The 18,902-nt window shown below is 69.7% G+C and carries 19 protein-coding genes; 3 read left to right on the plus strand and 16 right to left on the minus strand.

The window, feature by feature from the left end; all coding sequences use genetic code 11:
• Positions 1–327: 327 nt before the first annotated feature.
• From HKK74_RS26075 to HKK74_RS26085, 3 genes are read right to left on the minus strand one after another with little or no spacing between them, the layout of a single operon-like run.
• Positions 328–1,740, minus strand: a complete 1,413-nt coding sequence (locus tag HKK74_RS26075) for an LRV domain-containing protein (RefSeq protein ID WP_187245980.1) — start codon at positions 1,738–1,740, stop codon at positions 328–330.
• A 46-nt stretch (positions 1,741–1,786) separates the two neighbouring features.
• Positions 1,787–2,044 carry a DUF397 domain-containing protein gene (locus HKK74_RS26080; protein ID WP_187245981.1) on the minus strand — a complete coding sequence of 86 codons (258 nt, stop codon included), beginning with the start codon at positions 2,042–2,044 and terminating at the stop codon, positions 1,787–1,789.
• Positions 2,041–2,718 carry a DUF5753 domain-containing protein gene (locus HKK74_RS26085; RefSeq protein WP_187245982.1) on the minus strand — a complete coding sequence of 226 codons (678 nt, stop codon included), beginning with the start codon at positions 2,716–2,718 and terminating at the stop codon, positions 2,041–2,043. The genes HKK74_RS26080 and HKK74_RS26085 overlap by 4 nt, the downstream gene beginning before the upstream one ends.
• 53 nt (positions 2,719–2,771) lie before the next feature.
• Here HKK74_RS26085 and HKK74_RS26090 point away from each other — a divergent pair, with 53 nt between their 5' ends.
• Positions 2,772–3,038 (plus strand): hypothetical protein, encoded by a 267-nt coding sequence (locus HKK74_RS26090; RefSeq protein ID WP_187245983.1) that lies wholly within the window; start codon positions 2,772–2,774, stop codon positions 3,036–3,038.
• 29 nt (positions 3,039–3,067) lie between these two features.
• Here the strand turns inward: HKK74_RS26090 and HKK74_RS26095 are convergent, their stop codons facing one another.
• From HKK74_RS26095 to secA2, 4 genes are all read right to left on the minus strand, one after another.
• The gene (locus HKK74_RS26095; RefSeq protein ID WP_187245984.1) at positions 3,068–3,265 is read right to left on the minus strand and encodes a hypothetical protein; all 198 of its coding nucleotides are present in this window, start codon (positions 3,263–3,265) and stop codon (positions 3,068–3,070) included.
• A gap of 56 nt (positions 3,266–3,321) precedes the next feature.
• Positions 3,322–3,642, minus strand: a complete 321-nt coding sequence (locus tag HKK74_RS26100) for a type II toxin-antitoxin system PemK/MazF family toxin (protein WP_187245985.1) — start codon at positions 3,640–3,642, stop codon at positions 3,322–3,324.
• On the minus strand, positions 3,632–3,862 hold the full coding sequence (locus HKK74_RS26105) for a ribbon-helix-helix domain-containing protein (protein WP_246491990.1): 231 nt from the start codon (positions 3,860–3,862) through the stop codon (positions 3,632–3,634). The genes HKK74_RS26100 and HKK74_RS26105 overlap by 11 nt, the downstream gene beginning before the upstream one ends.
• Positions 3,863–3,953: 91 nt before the next feature.
• A complete protein-coding gene (gene secA2 / locus HKK74_RS26110; RefSeq protein ID WP_187245986.1) occupies positions 3,954–6,335 on the minus strand; it encodes an accessory Sec system translocase SecA2 in 2,382 nt (793 codons plus the stop codon).
• 213 nt (positions 6,336–6,548) lie between these two features.
• Between secA2 and HKK74_RS26115 the strand changes: the two genes are divergently transcribed.
• Complete coding sequence (locus tag HKK74_RS26115; RefSeq protein ID WP_187245987.1) at positions 6,549–7,139, plus strand: hypothetical protein; 591 nt, start codon at positions 6,549–6,551, stop codon at positions 7,137–7,139.
• A gap of 142 nt (positions 7,140–7,281) precedes the next feature.
• Here HKK74_RS26115 and HKK74_RS26120 read toward each other — a convergent pair whose 3' ends face one another.
• The 9 genes from HKK74_RS26120 to HKK74_RS26160 all read right to left on the minus strand — a co-directional run bounded on the left by HKK74_RS26120 (position 7,282) and on the right by HKK74_RS26160 (position 18,051).
• Positions 7,282–9,279 carry an ABC transporter ATP-binding protein gene (locus HKK74_RS26120; RefSeq protein ID WP_281398021.1) on the minus strand — a complete coding sequence of 666 codons (1,998 nt, stop codon included), beginning with the start codon at positions 9,277–9,279 and terminating at the stop codon, positions 7,282–7,284.
• Positions 9,276–11,009: an ABC transporter ATP-binding protein gene (locus HKK74_RS26125; RefSeq protein WP_187245988.1), complete on the minus strand. Its 1,734-nt coding sequence runs from the start codon at positions 11,007–11,009 to the stop codon at positions 9,276–9,278. Before HKK74_RS26125 ends, HKK74_RS26120 begins: the two co-directional genes overlap by 4 nt.
• Positions 11,010–11,200: 191 nt before the next feature.
• Positions 11,201–11,836 (minus strand): TetR/AcrR family transcriptional regulator, encoded by a 636-nt coding sequence (locus HKK74_RS26130; RefSeq protein ID WP_187245989.1) that lies wholly within the window; start codon positions 11,834–11,836, stop codon positions 11,201–11,203.
• 114 nt (positions 11,837–11,950) lie between these two features.
• The gene (locus HKK74_RS26135) at positions 11,951–12,721 is read right to left on the minus strand and encodes a pirin family protein (RefSeq protein WP_187245990.1); all 771 of its coding nucleotides are present in this window, start codon (positions 12,719–12,721) and stop codon (positions 11,951–11,953) included.
• The gene (locus HKK74_RS26140) at positions 12,718–13,023 is read right to left on the minus strand and encodes a GNAT family N-acetyltransferase (protein ID WP_187245991.1); all 306 of its coding nucleotides are present in this window, start codon (positions 13,021–13,023) and stop codon (positions 12,718–12,720) included. The genes HKK74_RS26135 and HKK74_RS26140 overlap by 4 nt, the downstream gene beginning before the upstream one ends.
• 167 nt (positions 13,024–13,190) lie before the next feature.
• Positions 13,191–14,045: an aldehyde dehydrogenase family protein gene (locus tag HKK74_RS26145; RefSeq protein WP_187245992.1), complete on the minus strand. Its 855-nt coding sequence runs from the start codon at positions 14,043–14,045 to the stop codon at positions 13,191–13,193.
• Positions 14,042–15,481 carry an aldehyde dehydrogenase family protein gene (locus HKK74_RS26150; protein ID WP_222722742.1) on the minus strand — a complete coding sequence of 480 codons (1,440 nt, stop codon included), beginning with the start codon at positions 15,479–15,481 and terminating at the stop codon, positions 14,042–14,044. Before HKK74_RS26150 ends, HKK74_RS26145 begins: the two co-directional genes overlap by 4 nt.
• 2 nt (positions 15,482–15,483) lie before the next feature.
• The gene (gene deoC, locus HKK74_RS26155) at positions 15,484–16,410 is read right to left on the minus strand and encodes a deoxyribose-phosphate aldolase (RefSeq protein ID WP_312881774.1); all 927 of its coding nucleotides are present in this window, start codon (positions 16,408–16,410) and stop codon (positions 15,484–15,486) included.
• Positions 16,411–16,656: 246 nt separating this feature from the next.
• Positions 16,657–18,051: a GH12 family glycosyl hydrolase domain-containing protein gene (locus tag HKK74_RS26160; RefSeq protein WP_187245993.1), complete on the minus strand. Its 1,395-nt coding sequence runs from the start codon at positions 18,049–18,051 to the stop codon at positions 16,657–16,659.
• Positions 18,052–18,327: 276 nt separating this feature from the next.
• On the opposite strand from HKK74_RS26160, the gene HKK74_RS26165 reads away from it, so the two are divergent.
• Positions 18,328–18,714: a DUF3054 domain-containing protein gene (locus HKK74_RS26165; protein ID WP_187245994.1), complete on the plus strand. Its 387-nt coding sequence runs from the start codon at positions 18,328–18,330 to the stop codon at positions 18,712–18,714.
• Positions 18,715–18,902: the final 188 nt, after the last annotated feature.

Here is an 18,902-nt window from a genome sequence, read left to right on the forward strand (position 1 = left end):
CATCCTGGGCACGCTCTGCGGCTCCAGCGTCCGGCTGCCGCCGAGTTCCTCGGCCCGTAGGTCTCGCACAGTACGTCCACTGGCCAGCCGAACATCTTCGGGTAGAAGCGTCGGGCACGAGGGGCGTCGGGAGTGGAGATGTCGGGCCACGTTGGCGCGTGCTGGTGTCCGGTCAGGGTCACGAGGATCCTCCCGGCGGGGTGTCTTACGCGGTCGAATGGCGGAATCGTCGCTCGCGATCGAGGCATCTCCGCGGCCCCGGACCCGGCGGCGCAGGAGCACAGCGGCAGACCTCTGCAAGATCGGTGACGCGCGCTTGGCGGAGACCTACGCCGGAGACGGCTCGGGCTCCTCGACGAAACCGTTGAGGATCTGCTTCATCACGGTGATCGGTAGGGCGGGGTTCCCGGCGGCGGCTTCGGCGGTCTCCTTCTCCGCGAGGAGTTCGAGGAGCCTGCCTGTGGACAGACGCGGATCCCGCGCCATGGCCTGCCGGACCCGCCGATCGTTGTCATGGCTGAGGCGTTCGATTTCCTCGGCCGGGGTTCCGAGATCGAGCGGGACGAGCCGCCGCTCGTCCGGGTGAGGTGAGTCCGCGAAGCGGCGCAGGCCCTCGCGCGGGAAGTTGGGGTTGTCCAGCATCATCCCCTGCGTGTAGCCCTCGAATTCCAGAACCGTTCTGAGCAGGAGCGCGCCCGGCGGCTCGGGGTGGTTCTCGGCGAGAAATAGGCGGACGACGAAGTCCTCGTCGGCGGCGAGACGTTCGACCAGATCAGGGGGCAGATGCGGGCAGCACGCGGCGCTGCGCCGCAGCGACGGATGCGCGGACTCGGCGCATTCCCGCATGGCCCGCTGGTCGTCGCACAGTTCTCGCACCCAGATCAGCGGGCGGAACATCTTGTCCGGGTCGAGCCGGTAATCGATGGCCGCTCGTTGTTCCTCGGTCAGGCCGGGTCGTGCCGACACCGCCAGCCGTACCTCGGCGTCGGGGTCGACGGCCAGTTCCGCGATAAGGTCCGCGGGCAGACGCGGATTGGCCGCGACCGCGGCACGCAATCTGCTGTCCGCGTGCCGTGCGAGGCGCTTCGCGAGAGGCCGAGGCAGGGCGGCGCGCTCCGCGTCGTGAGCGGAGATCTCGGAGCCGGGTCTCAGCGAGACGACCTTTCCGTTGTGCTCCTCGTCCCGCTCCTTCTCGGCCGCGCGCCGTACGGCCGTGTCGGGGTCGTTCAGGAGCGCGTCCTTGACCTCGTCGGTGAGCAGCCACCAGCTCTCGGCGAGGCAGACGCGCACCGCCGGGCTCGGGTCGGCCGTGAGAAGGGCACGAACATGATCGGGGGTGTAGTGCTGGAGGGCGACCTCCTCACGGACCACGACCTCCGGATCGGCCGCGAGGCGCTCATAGGCCTCGACGGTCAAGGGCGTGCGCGGGGTCAGAGTGGCGACGTGGTACCGGTAAACGCAGTGCTCGACCAGCGCCGCCCGAATCCGAGGATCAGGATCGTCCGCCAGGCGAGACCGCTTCTCCGGCCCTATTCTGAGATTCTTGGAGAACGCCCAGCGGATCGTTCTGATCGGGTGGGCGACGATCGCATCGGTCACCATGTCCGGCAGTTGGGCACGCCCGCACAGCGCGAACCAGATCTCCTCGCAGTCCATTGCCAGCAGCCTGAGCAGCAGTTCCGCCGGCGCCCCACGATCGCGGGCCAGGCCGATCAGGCGGACATCGCGGTCATGGCACACGTAGCCTCATTTCCATGGAGTGGAGTGCCCGGTCCAAGGGGAGGACTTACAAGTCGTGCCGGCCGGACTTCACGTCCGTGATGAACGAGTCCCACGTGCCGGGCGCGAAGGCCAGGTGCGGCCCGTCGGGATTCTTCGAGTCCCGTACGGCCGCCGCCCCGTCAAGGGCAGCCGTCTCGACGCAATCGGTCTGGGTTCCACTGTGACTGGACTTGCGCCAGCCGGGCAGTGCTGCCACCTCGACACAGGCGGTTTCGGTACCGCTGCGGCGCGATTTGCGCCATTCGAGTTCGGGGGGATTCATCTCGCTCCTCGTCCACTCTCGTACTCGGCTGCCATCGACGCGATGCAATCGATGGATCGGCTTTCGTCGAGCGCCTGCTCTTGCAGCGTATCCACTGTTTCAACGAATGGGCGGACGTCCTTGGGGTCGTCCAGGAACAGTGATGAGCGCTTGTGCTCCAGGTGAACGATGGTCGGTGCCTTCGCGAACGACAACACCATGTGGGCGCCGTTCATCCCCGCGTGCGATCCACGGGTGAACGGAATGACTCGCACCGACACATTGGGGCGTTGTGCGACCTTGCAGACGTACAGCAGTTGTTCGGCCATGACCGTTCGTCCGCCGATCGGCCGCCGGAGTGCAGCCTCGTCCAGGATGGCCAGGAACTCCGGCGCCTGGGGTCGGGTGAGGACCGCCTGCCGTCCCAGGCGCATGGCCACTCGTGTCTCCGTTTCCGCGCCCGGTACGTTGCCGGCCTGCATCAGCGCGCGGGTGTAGTCGGCGGTCTGGAGCAGGCCGGGGATGAAGACGAGCTGAACCTCGACGATCCGGACGGCTTGGGACTCGAAACCGATGAGGGCGGTGAGCTGGCTCGGCAGCTGTGTATGGCCTGTCTCCCACCAGCCGGAATGGTCGCTGTCGCGGGCGAGGGCGAGCAGCCGGTCTCGTCGCGGCCCGGTGATGCCATAGACCACGAGAAGGGCGGCGATCTCCTCGGCGCCGGTCGTTCGGCACGGATATCGAGCTCATGACGCAGCTCACGGAGATGTCCGCCGAGCACGCGCCGCGCCGGTTCTCGCTATGCCTCGTGGACCGGGAAGTCGACGACGCGGCCGTGGTGGGCTGGGGAATGGCCTTCGCTGACGGAGCGGTGGCCTATCTGCCAGGCGATCCAGAGATGGGCGGCCGACGCAGGGTCATGTACGTCCCCACCGCTGACCGGGCCCGACACCGGTTGTCCCGACTCGCCGACGTACGGCTGATCTGGATCGACCCGGACCCTGAGTCCGCCTAGGAAGGATGGCTTGGTAACCCATGGGAATGTCAGCGTCCGCCGCACCGGCGGAACATCGCGATCAGTCCCTTGATGGCGCGTTTGTCCATGCCGCCGAACGGGTTGTCGCACGAGGTAGGTCCACGTGGCGGAGGGCGCTGAAGCCCCGCCTCGCTCAGGTCCAGTTCGCCGTCCGCAGTGGATGCGAGGGTCTCGAAGCTCTTGACGGCGGCCAGTCGGCTGCGCACCTGCGGTCGTGGGGCAATCGACGCGTCGGTGGCGGAATGGCCATGGCCGAGCGCTCTTAGCGGGGAAGGGCGAGCATTGTGCGAAGCGCCGTATCGACTTGGTCCAGCTCGTACAGCGAAAGCCGTCCGGCGAAGGCTCCGAGCCGCATCGGGTCGATTGCTGCGGTCTGTTCGACCATCACCCGGGTTTTACGGCCATTGAGCTCGATGTCGGGTCGGAAGAATGTGGCGGAGGCGCTTGTCGACGTCGGCGCGACAAGCACCGTGGACAGATGGCTGAGGAAGTCCGATTGGACTATCACCGCAAAACGATGGCCTTTCTGCTCGTGTCCGACCGTGTCCCTGGCTGCCCGCAGTCGGTACACGTCACCACGCACGTAGATCCTCCATGTCGCGCATGATTGCCTGGGCCTCGGCGCGGTCCTCCGGGTCGCTCGCCAGTCGCTTGGCATCGAGCTCGGCCAGTTCCATGTGGCGGCGCCACGCGGCTCGGCGGATGGCTTCGCGGATCACGTCAGTGGCGGATCTCCCATCGGAGGTCAACTCCGTGAGGGCCTTCTCCGTCTCGGGGTCGATGTTCACCGTCAGCATGCCCATATCCTCACTGTACGGTGCGATGCCGCGCAGGACTTTAAACGATTCCGTAAGCGTCCAACTAGCGGAGCGTAGTCAATCGGTCCGGATCGCCTTAGCGGGCGCGGCGGCGGAACATCGCGACCAGGCCCTTGATCGCTCGTTCGTCCATGGCGCCGAAGGGGTTGTCGTGGACGAGGTAGGTCCAGGTGGCCGAGGGGCGCTGGAGTCCGGCGTCGCTCAGATCGAGTTCGCCGTCGGCCGTGGGGGTGAGGGCCTCGAAGGTCTTGACGGCACGGTCGCGTGCGTCGCCGAGCAGCCGCTTGTAGACCGGGACCGCGTCGCGGTGGAACTCGTCGAGCGGGTTCAGGCCGCGCGCGAGTGAGCGCAGGTGGATGCCCTCGCGCAGATCGGCGAGGAAGCCGAGGTGCTCGGTCCAGCAGCGGTCCAGGTGGTACAGCGCGATCTGCCGGGCGGCGGCCACGAGCGCGGGCCTTCCGACGGCTTCCAGCAACTCGGCGTGGCGATCCGGGCTGCGCTTCGCCAGGAAGTCGGCGGCGGCCTCGGTGCGCAGCACCCCGTCGCGCTCGGCGAGCACCTCCCGGCGCTGAAGCTCGATCAGCCGGCTGTAGCGCCAGGTGTTGCGGTGGATCTCCAGGTCGACGCCCTCGGCCACGCGCTGGGCGTGCCCGACGACCCAGGTGGCGTTCGCGTCCTCGATCCGGCCTTCGACGTCCGGCGTGGCGTCGGGCTTCTCATCAGGGGCGTACTGCGTGGTCAGGTCGTCTTCCAGGCTGGCGAAGAACACCGAGCCGCCCGGATCGCCCTGCCGCCCCGCCCGGCCGCGCAGCTGATCGTCGAGCCGGCTGCTGTGGTGGCGGCCGGTGCCGATGACGTACAGGCCGCCGAGTTGGGCGACCCGGTCCCTGGCCGATGGGCTGTCGCCCTCTTCACCGTCCTTATCGCCGTCGCCGTCGCCGTCGCCGTCGTGGTCATCGTCGCCGTCCGCGGTCGCGGCGCCGCCCAGCCGGATGTCGGTCCCGCGCCCGGCGATCTGTGTCGACACGGTGATCCTGCCGTACGTGCCGGCCTCGGCGACGATCGCCGCCTCGGCGGCGTCGTTCTTGGCGTTGAGCACCACGCAGCTCAGCTTGGCGCGCTCGAGCCGCCGCGCCAGCCGCTCGGACTCGGCGATGTCGAGGGTGCCCACGAGGATCGGCCGGCCCTCGACGTGCACGGCGGAGATGTGCTCGACCAGCGCGATCTCCTTGTCCGCGACGGTGGCGTACAGCCGATCCGGCGCGTCTTCCCGCACACAGGGCACGTTCGGGGGGACGACCGCGACCTCGAGCCGGTAGAACTCGCGGAGTTGCTCGGCGACGGCCACGGCGGTACCGGTCATCCCGCAGACCGTCGGATAGCCTCCGATCAGCCCCTGCACGGTGACCGAGTCGAGGATCTCGCCGCTCTCGGTGGGGTCGAGCGCCTCCTTGGCCTCGACGGCCGCTTGCAGGCCGTCCGGCCAGCGCTGCAGGAGCGCGACCCGTCCGCGTGACTCGTTGATCAGGCGGACCTTGCCGTCACGGACGATGTAGTCGACGTCCCTGCGTAGCAGCGCGTGGGCGTGCAGCGCGACGTTGACGCCGGTCAGCGCCTCGACGTGCTCGGTGGTGTAGAGATCGATGCCGCCGAGCGCGCGTTCGACCATCTCGGTACCGGCACTGGTGAGCTGGACGTTGCGCCGTTCGTCGTCGATCTTGTAGTGCACGCCCGAGAGCAGCAGCCGTACGACCTCGGCATAGGCCGGCTCGGACTCCTGGAGCTCCGCCGCGCCGGCCAGCACCAGCGGCACCCGGGCCTCGTCGATCAGCACCGAGTCGGCCTCGTCGATGAGGGCGACCTCGTGTGCGGGCAGCACCCGGTCGGCGGTATCGGTGCAGAGCCGATCGCGCAGGAGGTCGAAGCCGATCTCGCTCACCGGGGCGTACGTCACCTCGGCCGCGTAGGCCGCCCGGCGCTCGTCGGGAGTGGAGTTCTGCCCGACCCACGCGATCGGCACGCCGAGCAGCGCGTAGAGCGGCTCCATCCATTCGGCGTCACGCCGCGCCAGGTAGTCGTTGACGGACATGACGTGCACCCGCCGTCCGCGCAGCGCGTAGCCGGCCGCGGCGAGGGCGCCGGCGAGGGTCTTGCCCTCACCAGTGGCCATCTCGACGACATGTCCGGACAGCATGCCCAGCGTCCCGATGAGCTGGACGTCGAAAGGACGTTCGCCGAGGGTGCGCCGTGCCGCCTCGCGGCCGAGCGCGCACAACTCCGCGAGATCCTCGCCGCCGGTCCCGCGAAGCGCCGCCGCGGCGGCGGTCAGCTCGGCGTCGGACAGCGCGCGGACTCGGTCCTCGCGAGCCCCGGCCTCGGCCACCGTGGCACGCAAGGGAGTCAGGTCTATGGTCCCGGGGCGCTGGATGAGCCGCCGGACCCGGTCACGCAGCCCCATCGGTCCAGCCGTGCGGGGTCACCTCGAAGAAGAGCATCGCCACACCTCAACCTAACCGATCTCCCGGGGTGCCGGACCCGGTAGCCGGACGGCGTGGCGGCCCGGCCGCCCGGCAGGGCCGGTCCGAAGGGGTGTTGATGAATTGCCCGGAATGCGTGGATCATTTGTCTATCTGGCAGTTCTGAGATCGGCGGTCCTGAGAGGAGCGGCACGGTGCTACACGCCTTCGTCTACAACGAAGTCGCTGTCCTGGTCCGGCATTGGTTCGAGGTGAGCATCCACGACAGCCACCTGGAGCACGGCGTCCGCATCGAGCTGAGGCTGCTCGCGCCGGAACCGCATCGCGGTAGCGAGTCGGCCGCCCAGAAGATCGTTGCGGACCGGCCGGTGTGGCGGGCGGATCTCTTCGACCGTCTCGACGGGCTGCCCGGAGACTTCCAGGCGGCGCACTTCCATCCGAGGTTCGCCGGTGTCGAGCCGAGCGACCGTCACTGGGCCGACGAGGTCAAGGCGGCCCCCTGGGATTGGCTGCACGGGCGGCTCTCCGACATCGCCGACGTGGCGTCGACCGCCGGGGCGCCGCTGCGGGACCCGGCGCTCGAGACCGAGCAGGTGCGCGCCGACGCCCCCGTGATCGTCGCGACGGCGCAGAGCCGGGCGGCGACCAAGTGCCTGTCCAAACAGCAGTGCTACGCCTGGACCCGGGACGGCGAGGACCTGGTGCACCGGATGCTGGGTCAGCTGGCTCAGCCGGAGCGGCTCGACCGCGACCGCGTCTCCCCGTGGCTGGCGTCGATGCGCTGAACCGGCTGTCGGCGAACGCACCACTCGGGCCGGGCGCGGTGGTCCGTTCGCCGATACCGAACGTCGCTCGGCATCGGCACCGACACCGGCACCGGAGCCGACCCCGACCCCGGCCCCGGCGCCGGCACCGGTGGCGACGCCCTTACTCGACCTCGGCCAGGGCCTGCGCGAACTGCGCCGCGTAGAGCCGCGCGTAGGCGCCGCCGGCTTCGAGGAGGCCGCTGTGCGTCCCCTGCTCGACGATCCGCCCGGACTCCATGACCAGGATCAGGTCGGCGTCGCGGATGGTGGACAGGCGGTGCGCGATGACGAAGCTGGTCCTGCCCTCGCGCAGTGATTTCATGGCCCGCTGGATGAGCACCTCGGTACGGGTGTCCACCGAGCTGGTCGCCTCGTCGAGGATCAGGATCGCGGGCTCGGCGAGGAAGGCCCGGGCGATGGTGATGAGCTGCTTCTCGCCCGCGCTGACGTTGGCGCCCTCGTCATCGAGGACCGTCTCGTAACCGTCGGGCAGGGTGCGCACGAAATGGTCGACGTGCGTGGCCTTGGCCGCCTCGACGAGCCGTTCCCGGCTCGCGCCTGACGCGCCGTACGCGATGTTCTCGGCGATCGTGCCGCCGAACAGCCAGGCGTCCTGGAGCACCATCCCGGTCTTGGACCGCAACTCCTCGCGGGTCATCGCGGAGATGTCGGTGCCGTCCAGGGTGATCCGCCCGCCCGTGACGTCGTAGAACCGCATCAGCAGGTTGACCAGCGTGGTCTTCCCCGCGCCGGTCGGACCGACGATGGCCACCGTCTGGCCCGGCTCGACGGTCAGCGAGAGATCCTCGATCAGCGGCGTGTCCGGGGTGTAGCGGAAGGAGACGTCACGGAACTCCACCCTGCCGCGCACCTCCGCCGGCCGCTCCGGCTCGGCCGGGTCGGGCTCCTGCTCGCGGGCGTCGAGCAGCGCGAAGACGCGCTCGGCCGACGCCATGCCCGACTGCAGCAGGTTGGCCATGCTCGCCACCTGGGTGAGCGGCTGGCTGAACTGCCGGGAGTACTGGATGAACGCCTGGACCTCGCCGAGTGAGAGCGTTCCGGAGGCGACCCGCAGCGCGCCGACCACCGCCACGAGCACGTAGTTCAGATTGCCGATGAACATCATCGCCGGCTGGATCGTTCCGGAGATGAACTGCGCCCTGAAGCTGGAGTCGTACAGGCTCTCGTTGTGCTCCTTGAAGGTCGCCGCGGCCTGGTCCTGCCGGCCGAAGACCTTGACCAGCGAGTGCCCGGTGTACATCTCCTCGATGTGCCCGTTGAGCCGCCCGGTGGTGCCCCACTGCTTCACGAACTGCGGCCGGGCCCGCTTGCCGATCATGCTGACGACGACGACCGAGAGGGGTACGGTCACCAGCGCGATCCCGGCGAGCAACGGAGAGATGAAGATCATCATGCCCAGCACACCGATGATCGTCAGCAGCGAGGTGACGATCTGGCTGAGGGTCTGCTGCAGGGTCTGGGACAGGTTGTCGATGTCGTTGGTGACCCGGCTGAGCACCTCACCGCGCGGCTGCCCGTCGAAGTAGCTCAGCGGCAGCCGGGCCAGCTTGCTCTGTGCCTGCTCGCGCATCCGGAACATCGGCCGCTGTACGACGGCGGTGGTCAGCCGGCCCTGCATCAGTCCCAGCAGCGACGCGCCGATGTAGATCGCCAAGACGATCAGCAGGACGTTGCCGACCTGCCCGAAGTCGATGCCGTGCCCTGGCACGACGTCCATCGATTCGAGCATGTCCGCTTGGGTGCCGTCGCCCTGCTGCCGCAGGCGCTCCACGGCCTCGGCCTTGGTCTCGCCGGCCGGGATCTGCCGGCTCACGACGCCGGAGAAGATCAGGTCGGTCGCGTGGCCGAGGATCCGCGGGCCGAGGACGGACAGGGTGACGCCGCCGACCGCGAGCGCGAGGGTGAGCAGGACGAGCGTGCGTTCCGGCCGCATCATGCGCAGCAGCCTGCGGCTCGAACCGCGGAAGTCCAGCGACTTCTCGGTGGGCATGCCGCCCATGAAGGCCGCGGGCCCGCGGCCCGCGCCGGCGCCCGCGGGACCGGGCCCGCGACTCGGGGTCGGGCGTTCGCCGGGGGCCTGCGAAGTGGGGGAGCTCATGCGGCCTCCTGCTCGGTGAGCTGGGAGAGCACGATCTCCCGGTAGGTCTCGTTGTCTTCCATCAGTTCCCGGTGGGTGCCGGTGCCGACGATGCGGCCCTCGTCGAGCACGATGATGCGGTCGGCGTGGCGGATGGTGCTGACCCGCTGGGCCACGATGACGACGGTGGCGTCGGCCGTCTCCTGGGCCAGCGCGGCGCGCAGTGCCGCGTCCGTCGCGTAGTCGAGGGCGGAGAACGAGTCGTCGAACAGGTAGATCTCGGGCCGGTGGACGAGTGCGCGCGCGATGGCCAGGCGCTGGCGCTGGCCGCCGGAGACGTTCGTGCCGCCCTGGGCGATGGGCGCGTCGAGACCCTCGGGCATCGCCTCGACGAAGTCGCGGGCCTGCGCGATCTCGAGCGCGTGCCACAGTTCCTCGTCGGTGGCGTCGGGCTTGCCGTACCGCAGGTTCGAGGCGACCGTGCCGGAGAAGAGGTACGGCTTCTGCGGCACGAAGCCGATCGCCTTCGCCAGCGCCGCCGGGTCGATCTCGCGCACGTCGACGCCGTCGACGAGCACGGTGCCGCCGGTGGCGTCGAAGAGCCGGGGGATGAGGTTGAGCAGGGTCGTCTTGCCGCTGCCGGTGCTGCCGATGACGGCCGTGGTCTCACCCGGCCCGGCGACCAGTTCGATGCCGCGCAGCACGGGTTCCTCGGCGCCGGGATAGCGGAACTCCGCATCGCGCAGTTCCAGGCGGCCACGGGCGGTGGAGCCGGTGACCGGCTCGGCAGGGGGGACGACGCTGGAATCGGTCTCGAGCACCTCCTGGATGCGGTCGGCGCAGACCTCGGCCCGGGGCACCATCATGAACATGAACGTCGCCATCATGACCGACATGAGGATCTGCATGAGATAGCTGAGGAAGGCGGTCAGCGCGCCGATCCGCATGTCGCCCTGGTCGATGCGGGCGCCGCCGAACCACAGCACGGCGATGCTGGAGCAGTTCACGACCAGCATGACCGTGGGGAACATCAGCGCCATGAGGCGGCCGACGGCGGTGGACACCTCGAACAGGTCGGTATTGGACCGAGCGAACCGGTCCCGCTCGTGCTTGTCGCGGACGAAGGCGCGGATGACGCGGACACCGGTGATCTGCTCACGCAGTACGGAGTTGATGCCGTCGATGCGTTCCTGCATGACGTGGAACAGCGGCCGGAGCCGTGAGATGAGCAGGCCGATGAGCACGGCGAGCACCGGAATGATGATGAGTACGAGCGAGGACAGCGGCACGTCCAGGTGGAGCGCCATCAGGATGCCGCCGACGCACATGATCGGGGCCGACACCATGAGGGTGAAGGTCATCAGCACCAGCATCTGGACCTGCTGGACGTCGTTGGTGGTCCGCGTGATCAGCGTGGGGGTGCCGAACCGGCCGACCTCGCGGGCGGAGAAGCTCTGCACCCGGTCGAAGATCGCTGCGCGGACGTCACGGCCGACCGCCATCGCGGTGCGGGCACCGAAGTAGACGGCGCCGATCGAGCAGATGATCTGCGCCAGCGTGACTGCGAGCATCACGCCACCGATCTGCATGATGTAGCCGATGTCGCCCACGACCACGCCGTGGTCGATGATGTCGGCGTTGAGCGTCGGCAGGTAGAGCGTGGCGAGGGTCTGCACCAGTTGCAGCGCCACGATCACGGCCATCGAGCGGTGGTAGGGGCGGACGAAGTCGCGCAGAAGTCGGATCAGCACATGGTCTCTTTCGGGGGGTTCGGGGAGGGAGGAGGCCGGGGCGGTCGTCACCGGCGTGGCCGTCCGTGCCTGGACGCGAGCCTCCGCGGGATCACGCCGGACAGGGGCCGCGGGTCAGGGTACGGGCGCGCGGCCGAAAGCGCACCGGGTTTTCCGGGTGGCCGGTGCGCGCGGGGCGGAGGACGGGGCGCTCATGCGCGCCGGCCCTCATGGGCGCGCGCCGCGGGGGCGATCAGTTCGATCGCGTCGCGCACCACGGCGGCGAACGGCGCGGTGGTCTCCGTGCGCAGATAGTGGCGGGTGGCCGTCCGCGCGGCGCTCGTCACCGCGGCGGCGAGGACCCTCGGGAACAGGTCACGCTCGGGGTCGGTGCCGGTACGAGCGGCGATCGCCTCGGCGAGCGGCCCCTCGACCGCGGTCAGGCCCTTGAGGTACTCGCCGCGCAGGGCCGGCTCGGAGATGAACATGCGCATCGTGACCTTGTCCGGCTCGGAGCGGCCGGCGTACTCCTCCGCCATCGCGTGGCCGATCGCCTCGGCGAGCGGCTCCTCGGGCGGCCGGGCGCGGAGGGCCGCTCCGATGCGCTGTGCCCGCTGGACGCTGAGGAAGCAGATGGCCTCCTCGCGGCTGGAGAAGTAGTTGTTGTACGTCCGCGGGGAGACGCCGGCCTCGGCGGCGATGTCGTCCACCCGTACGTTCTGGAGCCCGCGCTCGAGCGCCAGCCGCAGGGCCGCCCTGCTCAGGGCCTCGCGGGTGGCGAGCTTCTTGCGGGCGCGAAGTCCGCTCCGCCCCGCTTCCCCCAGCTGGTCACCGATGTCGGTAGTCATCCCGGGCAATATATCCGGAAGTTGCGCGACACGCATAATTTCGTGCCGCGCAACAGCCGTACAACTGACGGTGCGGGCGACGGTGCGCGCGACCGCCACGCGCCCGCGGCCGGCTCAGTTCGCCAGGGTGGCGTGCATCTCCCAGACCAGCACCTCGGCCGGCTCGGTGGCGGTGATCCGCTGACCGCCGGTCGCGGTGAAGCGCACCGCGTCACCGGTGCCGAGCTCGCCCGCGCCCTCCAGCGTCACGCCGCCGCGCGGCACGAACAGGTGCAGGAACGGCGCCTCGGGCAGTTCGACGGTCTGTCCGGGCTGAAGCCGGGCGGCGTGCAGGGCCGCGTAGCGATTCCTGATCCGGATGGCGGCGGCACCGTCGTGCCGGTCCATCCCGGACGCCACCGGCACGAGCCCACCGGCCAGCAGCTCGTCCTCGATCTCGAGCTGCTCGTACCCGGGGGTGATGCCGGCCTCGTCGGGCACCACCCACATCTGGACGAAATGCACCGGGTCGGTGTGCTCGCCGCCGCCGCTCAGCCGCCAGGAGTCGTTCTTCTCCGAGTGCAGGATGCCCGTGCCCGCGCTCATCCGCTGGGCCAGCCCCGGATAGATGACGCCCGAATGGCCGGTCGAGTCCTGGTGCACCAGCGAGCCGGTCATCACCCACGTGACGATCTCCATGTCGCGGTGCGGGTGCGTCTCGAAGCCGCTGCCGGGCCGTACGACGTCGTCGTTGTTGACCAGCAGCACCCCGTGGTGGGTGTTCCCGGGGTCGGAGTGCCGGCCGAAGGAGAAGGAGTGCTTGGAGTCCAGCCAATCGATCTTCGTCGCGAAGCGCTCGCCGGAGCGGCGAACGTCAACGTCGGGACGCCGGGCGGTGGTGGTCATGACGGGTTCCTCTCCTGGTTCCTCTCATGGACGAGGTCGGCGTAGTCCGGGTGGCGGGCGATCCAGGCCCGCACGAAGGGACACAGGGGCCGCACCCGCAGGCCGCGCCGCCGGGCATCGTCGAGTGCGGCGCGGGCGAGCGTGCCGCCGAGGCCACGGCCCTCCACTCTGGGCAGCACCTCGACGTGGGGCAGCACCATCACGTCGGCCGTGACCTGGTAGTCGGCGAATCCGATGAGGTCGCCGTCCAGATACGCCTCGTACCGGTGCCGGTCCGTGGCATCGATCACCGAAACGTCCATAACTCCTCCGAGGTCGGCGCTTTCCGCCCGAGATCGCTGACGGGCCGGCAGGTCGTTCGATCTGCCTTCGCCTCAACATAGTTTATGTGTCAACTATTTCTCCGGGCTACGCCCGCTGAACGGGACCGGGCCCGTTCAGCAGGCGGCCGGCCGCCGGCCGGAGTGCCTCACACGCCCACGGGGTGCCAGACCGTCTTGGTCTCCAGGAAGGCGGTCAGCCGTCCGGTGCCGGGGTCCGCGGTCCAGTCGGTGTCCGCCGCCGGGCGCAGCACCCGCTTGAGGTTCTCGGCCGCCGCCTGCTCCAGCGACGTCGCCAGCTCGGCCGGGGCACCGGCCAGGTCGAGCGCGTTGACGTCCATGTGCGAGGCCAGCCACGGGGCCAGTTCGGCCGCCTGGCCGGTGAGCAGGTTGACGACCCCGCCCGGCAGGTCCGAGGTGGCCAGTACCTCGGCCAGCGTGATGGACGGCAACGGGCTCTCGGTGACCGTCACGCAGGTGTTGCCGGTGGCGATGACCGGCGCGATCACCGAGACCAGGCCGAGCAGCGGCGAGGCCGGGGCGAGCACGCCCACCACGCCCGTCGGCTCAGGCGTCGAGAAGTTGAAGTACGGGCCCGAGACGGGGTTGGCGGCACCGGCGACCGCGCCGATCTTGTCGGTCCAGCCCGCGTACCAGACCCATCGGTCGATCGCGGCGTCGACCTCGGCGGCGGCGGGGGCCCTGCCCATCCCGGCCGACCTCAGCTCGTCGACGAACTGCGCCTTGCGCCCTTCGAGCATCTCCGCGACGCGGTAGAGGATCTGCCCCCGGTTGTAGGCGGTGCGCGACGACCATCCGCCGAACGCCTTGCGCGCGGCGACGACGGCGTCGCGCACGTCCTTGCGCGAAGCGCGGGAGGCGTTGGCCACGAACTTCCCCTTGGCGTCGGTCACCACATAGGACCTGCCCGACTCCGAGCGGGGGAAGGCCCCGCCGATGAACAGTTTGTAGGTCTTGCGCACATTCACGCGTTCGGTGCTCATTTGAGGTAGGCCCCCAGTCCGTGTCGTCCGCCCTCACGGCCGAAGCCGGATTCCTTGTAGCCGCCGAACGGCGAGGCCGGGTCGAACTTGTTGAAGGTGTTCGCCCAGACCACTCCGGCGCGCAGCCGCTCGGCCATCCACAGGATGCGCGAGCCCTTCTCGGTCCACACCCCGGCCGACAGGCCGTACGGGGTGTTGTTGGCCTTCTCGATCGCCTCGGCGGGCGTACGGAACGTCAGCACCGACAGCACCGGGCCGAAGATCTCCTCGCGGGCGATGCGGTGCGACGCGGCGACCCCGGTGAACACGGTGGGCGCGAACCAGAAGCCCCGCTCCGGCAGCTCGCACGGCGGCGACCAGCGGGTGGCGCCCTCGTCCTCACCGGCCTGCGACAGCTCACGGATCTTGTCGAGCTGGGCGGCGGAGTTGATCGCGCCGATGTCGGTGTTCTTGTCCAGCGGGTCGCCGACGCGCAGGGTGGCCATGCGGGTCTTGAGCCGGTCGAGCAGCTCCTCGGCGATCGACTCCTGCACCAGCAGGCGCGACCCGGCGCAGCACACGTGGCCCTGGTTGAAGAAGATCCCGTTGACGATGCCCTCGACCGCCTGGTCGAGGGGAGCGTCGTCGAAGACCACGTTCGCGGCCTTCCCGCCGAGCTCCAGCGTCAGCTTCTTCCCCGTCCCGGCGACCGACCGCGCGATCTGCCGGCCCACGTCGGTCGAGCCGGTGAACGCGACCTTGTCGACGCCCTGGTGCTCGACCAGCGCGCGGCCCGTGCCGCCCGCACCGGTGATGATGTTCACCACGCCGGGGGGCAGGTCGGCCTGCCGGCAGATCTCGGCGAACAGCAGTGCCGTCAGGGGCGTGGTCTCGGCGGGCTTGAGCACCACCGTGTTGCCGCAGGCCAGCGCCGGCGCGATCTTCCAGGCCAGCATGAGCAGCGGGAAGTTCCACGGGATCACCTGGCCGGCGACGCCCAGCGGCCTCGGGGCGGGCCCGAATCCGGCGTGCTCCAGCTTGTCGGCCCAGCCCGCGTAGTAGAAGAAGTGGGCGGCGACCAGGGGAACGTCCACGTCACGCGACTCGCGGATCGGCTTGCCGTTGTCGATCGACTCGAGTACCGCGAGCTCACGGGACCGCTCCTGGATGAGCCGGGCGATGCGGAAGAGGTACTTCGCCCGCTCGCGGCCGGGCATCGGCCCCCAGACCTTGTCGTAGGCCTGCCTCGCCGCCGTGACCGCGCGATCGACGTCCTCGGCGGTGGCGAAGGCGACCTCGGCGAGTACCTCCTCGGTCGCCGGGTTGATCGACTTGTGGTGGTCCTCGCCCGTGCTGTCGACCCACTCGCCGCCGATGAAGAGCCCGTAGGTGGCCCTGATGTCGACGATGTCGCGTGACTCGGGCGCCGGGGCGTATTCGAACAGCTTGCCGCTCATCCTCAGTCCAGTGTCTGGTAGTCGGGACCGCCGTAGACGCCGGTCGTCAGCTTGCGCCGCTGCATCAGCAGGTCGTTGAGGACGCTGGAGGCGCCCAGCCGGAACCATTCGGGGGTCAGCCAGTCCGGTCCGGCGGTCTCGTTGACCAGCACGAGGTACTTGATCGCGTCTTTGGTCGTACGGATGCCGCCGGCGGGCTTGACCCCGACCTGCCGCCCGGTCTGGGCGCGGAAGTCCCGTACCGCCTCCAGCATGACCAGCGTCACCGGGAGCGTCGCGGCGGGTGCCACCTTGCCGGTGGAGGTCTTGATGAAGTCGGCGCCCGCGAGCATGGCGAGCCAGGAGGCGCGGCGCACGTTGTCGTAGGTCACGAGCTCGCCGGTCTCGAGGATCACCTTGAGGTGGGCGTCACCGCACGCCTGCTTGGTGGCGACGATCTCGTCGAAGACCTTCCGGTGGTCGCCGGCCAGGAAGGCACCCCGGTCGATCACCATGTCGATCTCGGTGGCGCCGTCCTCGACCGCACGGCGGGTGTCGGCGAGCTTCGCGTCGAGCGGTGCCCGGCCCGCGGGGAACGCCGTCGCGACGCTGGCGACGCCGACGCCGGTGCCCCTGAGGGCCCGTACCGCCTCGGCGACCAGGTCGGAGTAGACGCAGACCACGGCGACGCGCGGCACCGAGGGATCACTCGGGTCCGGGTGCGCGGCCTTGGCGCACATCGCGCGGACCTTGCCCGGCGTGTCGGCGCCCTCGAGCGTGGTGAGGTCCACCATGGAGATGGCCAGGTCGATGGCCTCGGCCTTCGCCGATTTCTTGATCGACCGGGTGGCGAGGCGGGCGGCCCGCTCCTGCGCCCCCACCTGATCGACACCAGGCAGACCATGGAGAAAACGGCGCAGCGACGCGGCGGACGAGACGATGTCGTCCACGCCTTGCCGGTCGAGCGCGATGGGTTCAGCGGTCACGGGAAAAGGGTCCCTCCTGCTCGGGTAGCAGAGGGCCGGTGTTCTGGTCGTCGAGACCGATCAGGCGCACCTGGCCAGGAATGTCCACCCGAACATCATGCAGGGCGTTGAGGGCTCCTCGTGTCATCGGCCCGTCAGGCCGGCGTCGTGAGTGCTCTTCTCAGGGCGGGCAGCGCCGGACGACACGCTCCTTCGGCGGTCGGGTCTCGGTCAGCTCGTCGTACACGCCGAGCCGTTGAGGCTGAACGCGGTCGGCGCGGGGTTGCCGCCGCTCCAGGTGCCCTGGAAGCCGAACGAGGTGCTGCCCCCGGCCGGGATCGACGCGTTGTGGGCGACGTTCCTGGCGGTCACCGCGGCACCGCTCTGGGTGACGCCCGCGTTCCAGGCGTTGGTGACGCGCTGGTCGCCGGCGAACGAGAACGTCAGCGTCCAGCCGTTGACGGCGGCGGTGCCGGTGTTGGCGATGGTGACGTTGGCGGTGAAGCCGCCGGACCACTCGTTCTTGCCGTACGTCACCCGGCACGAGCCGCCGCCCCCGCCGCCGCTCAGGGTGGTCACCGAGGCCGTGCTCGAGTTGCCGGACACGTTGCCGGCCGCGTCGCGGGCCCGTACATAGAAGGAGTACGTGGTCGCGGGGGACAGGCCGGTGGCGGTGTAGGACGTGCCCGAGGCCGTGCCGACCTGGGTGAAGGCACCCCCGCCCTGAGCGCGGTAGACGTCGTATCCGGCCACGCCCACGTTGTCGGTCGACGCGCTCCAGCTCAACGACGCGCCGCTGGACGTGACGCCCGAGGCGCTGAGGCCGGTGGGCGTGCTGGGCGCGGTGGTGTCCGCCCCGCCGCCGCCCCCGACGCTGTAGGAGAAGTCGTTCACGGCGAGGCCCACGCCGCCGACCCATGGTTCGAATCCGGCCTGGACGCTGGTGAGGTACCACGAGCGCTGGGCGTATCCGCGGCTCACGGCGTCGTCGTAGAAGGTGCGCACCGGGAAGGCGATCGAGGCCGTCGACTGGGTCCGCACGTACGAGACCACGTTCCAGCCGATGTTGCCGAACCAGACGTCCCAGGTGGCGCCGGCCAGACTGACCGTGCCGACCCTGGAGCCGACCGGCTGCACCGAGCCGGTGTGGTTCAGCCAGATCATGAGCTCAGCGCCGGTGTTCTGGCCGTCCGTACGCGGTGTCGGGTCGAACCAGATGTCGTAGGCGGCGTCGTAGACCCCGGCGTTCTGCGCGTACGACATGCTCACGCTGGTCTGGATCGAGTTGAAGCGGCTGTCGGAGGCCTGCATGGGCAGCCCGCTGCCGGACGAGCAGTTCGCGTAGTGACAGCCGGCGTAGACCGAGGGGTAGGAGCCCGGCGCGCCGTTCTGCGGCTTGTCGTGACTCGCCGTCGTCACCGAGAAGCCGGTGTCGGTGACGTTGATGCACTGTGTCGTGTCGTCGCCCCAGTTGTTGTTCTGTACGACGTACCGGCCGCCCTGGATGGTGGTCGAACCGTACTTCTCGCAGATGACCACGTCGGCCCCGGCGGGACCGGCGCCGAGCACCGGCGTGAGGATCGAGCCGAGCAGGAGGAGAACCGCGGAGATGATCTGACGTTTCATCGGGCAACCTCGTGGCGGGGTGGGACAGCGCACGCTGAGCGGGCTGCGGAAGCGCGTGGGAGCGCTCCCAGGAATCTCGACCCTAGGCGTGCGGCGTCACCCTGCAAACGGTTCGACCCGCGGACCGCGTCGAACCGCCGTCGAATTCCATCGAATCGACCATCCCCACCAGCGAGAACGGCGTGGGCTCCCGTGGCAGGGCGCGTGAAACTTTCACGCTCCCTGCCGCGGACGGGGTGCCCGCGAGCGGTGAGAGGTGCGCAATACGCTGGGCGCATGCGCGTGATGGTGGCGGCGGCGCTGGACCTCTGCTGTGTGATCGTCTTTGTGGTGATCGGACGGTCCAGTCACGATGAGGCCGGCTCGCTCGCGGGCGCGGCGACGACGGCATGGCCCTTCCTGGTGGGCATGGCGGCCGGTTGGGCGGCGTCCCGTGCGTGGCGGAACCCCGCCGGGCTCGTTCCGGTGGGCGTCGCGGTGTGGCTCGCGACGGTGGCTCTGGGCATGGTGCTGCGCGCGGTGTCGGGTCAGGGGACCGCGCTCGCGTTCGCCGTCGTATCGCTGATCTTCCTCGGTGTGACAATGCTGGGCTGGCGCGCTGTGGCCCGCCATCTGCGGCTCTTCGGCCGCACCCTCGGGACCAGGTCGACCTCGGCGCGGTGATCCGGCGCCGATTTGGTGGGCCTGCCGGCCGACGCGACCTCGGAGGTGTTCGAGCCGGTCGGATCAGGCCCGTTCAATCTGTACCCAGCTCGCAACCGGATCACACTCTGGACCTGGGGCGAGCAGGGGTGTGTTCTGCCGAAGGAGGGGCGAGCTTCGCGACACTGCGCGACTTCCGGATGCGCGGT

Origin of the sequence: Actinomadura alba, assembly GCF_014323705.1 — a bacterium.
Classification (GTDB): Bacteria; Actinomycetota; Actinomycetes; order Streptosporangiales; family Streptosporangiaceae; genus Actinomadura_C; species Actinomadura_C alba.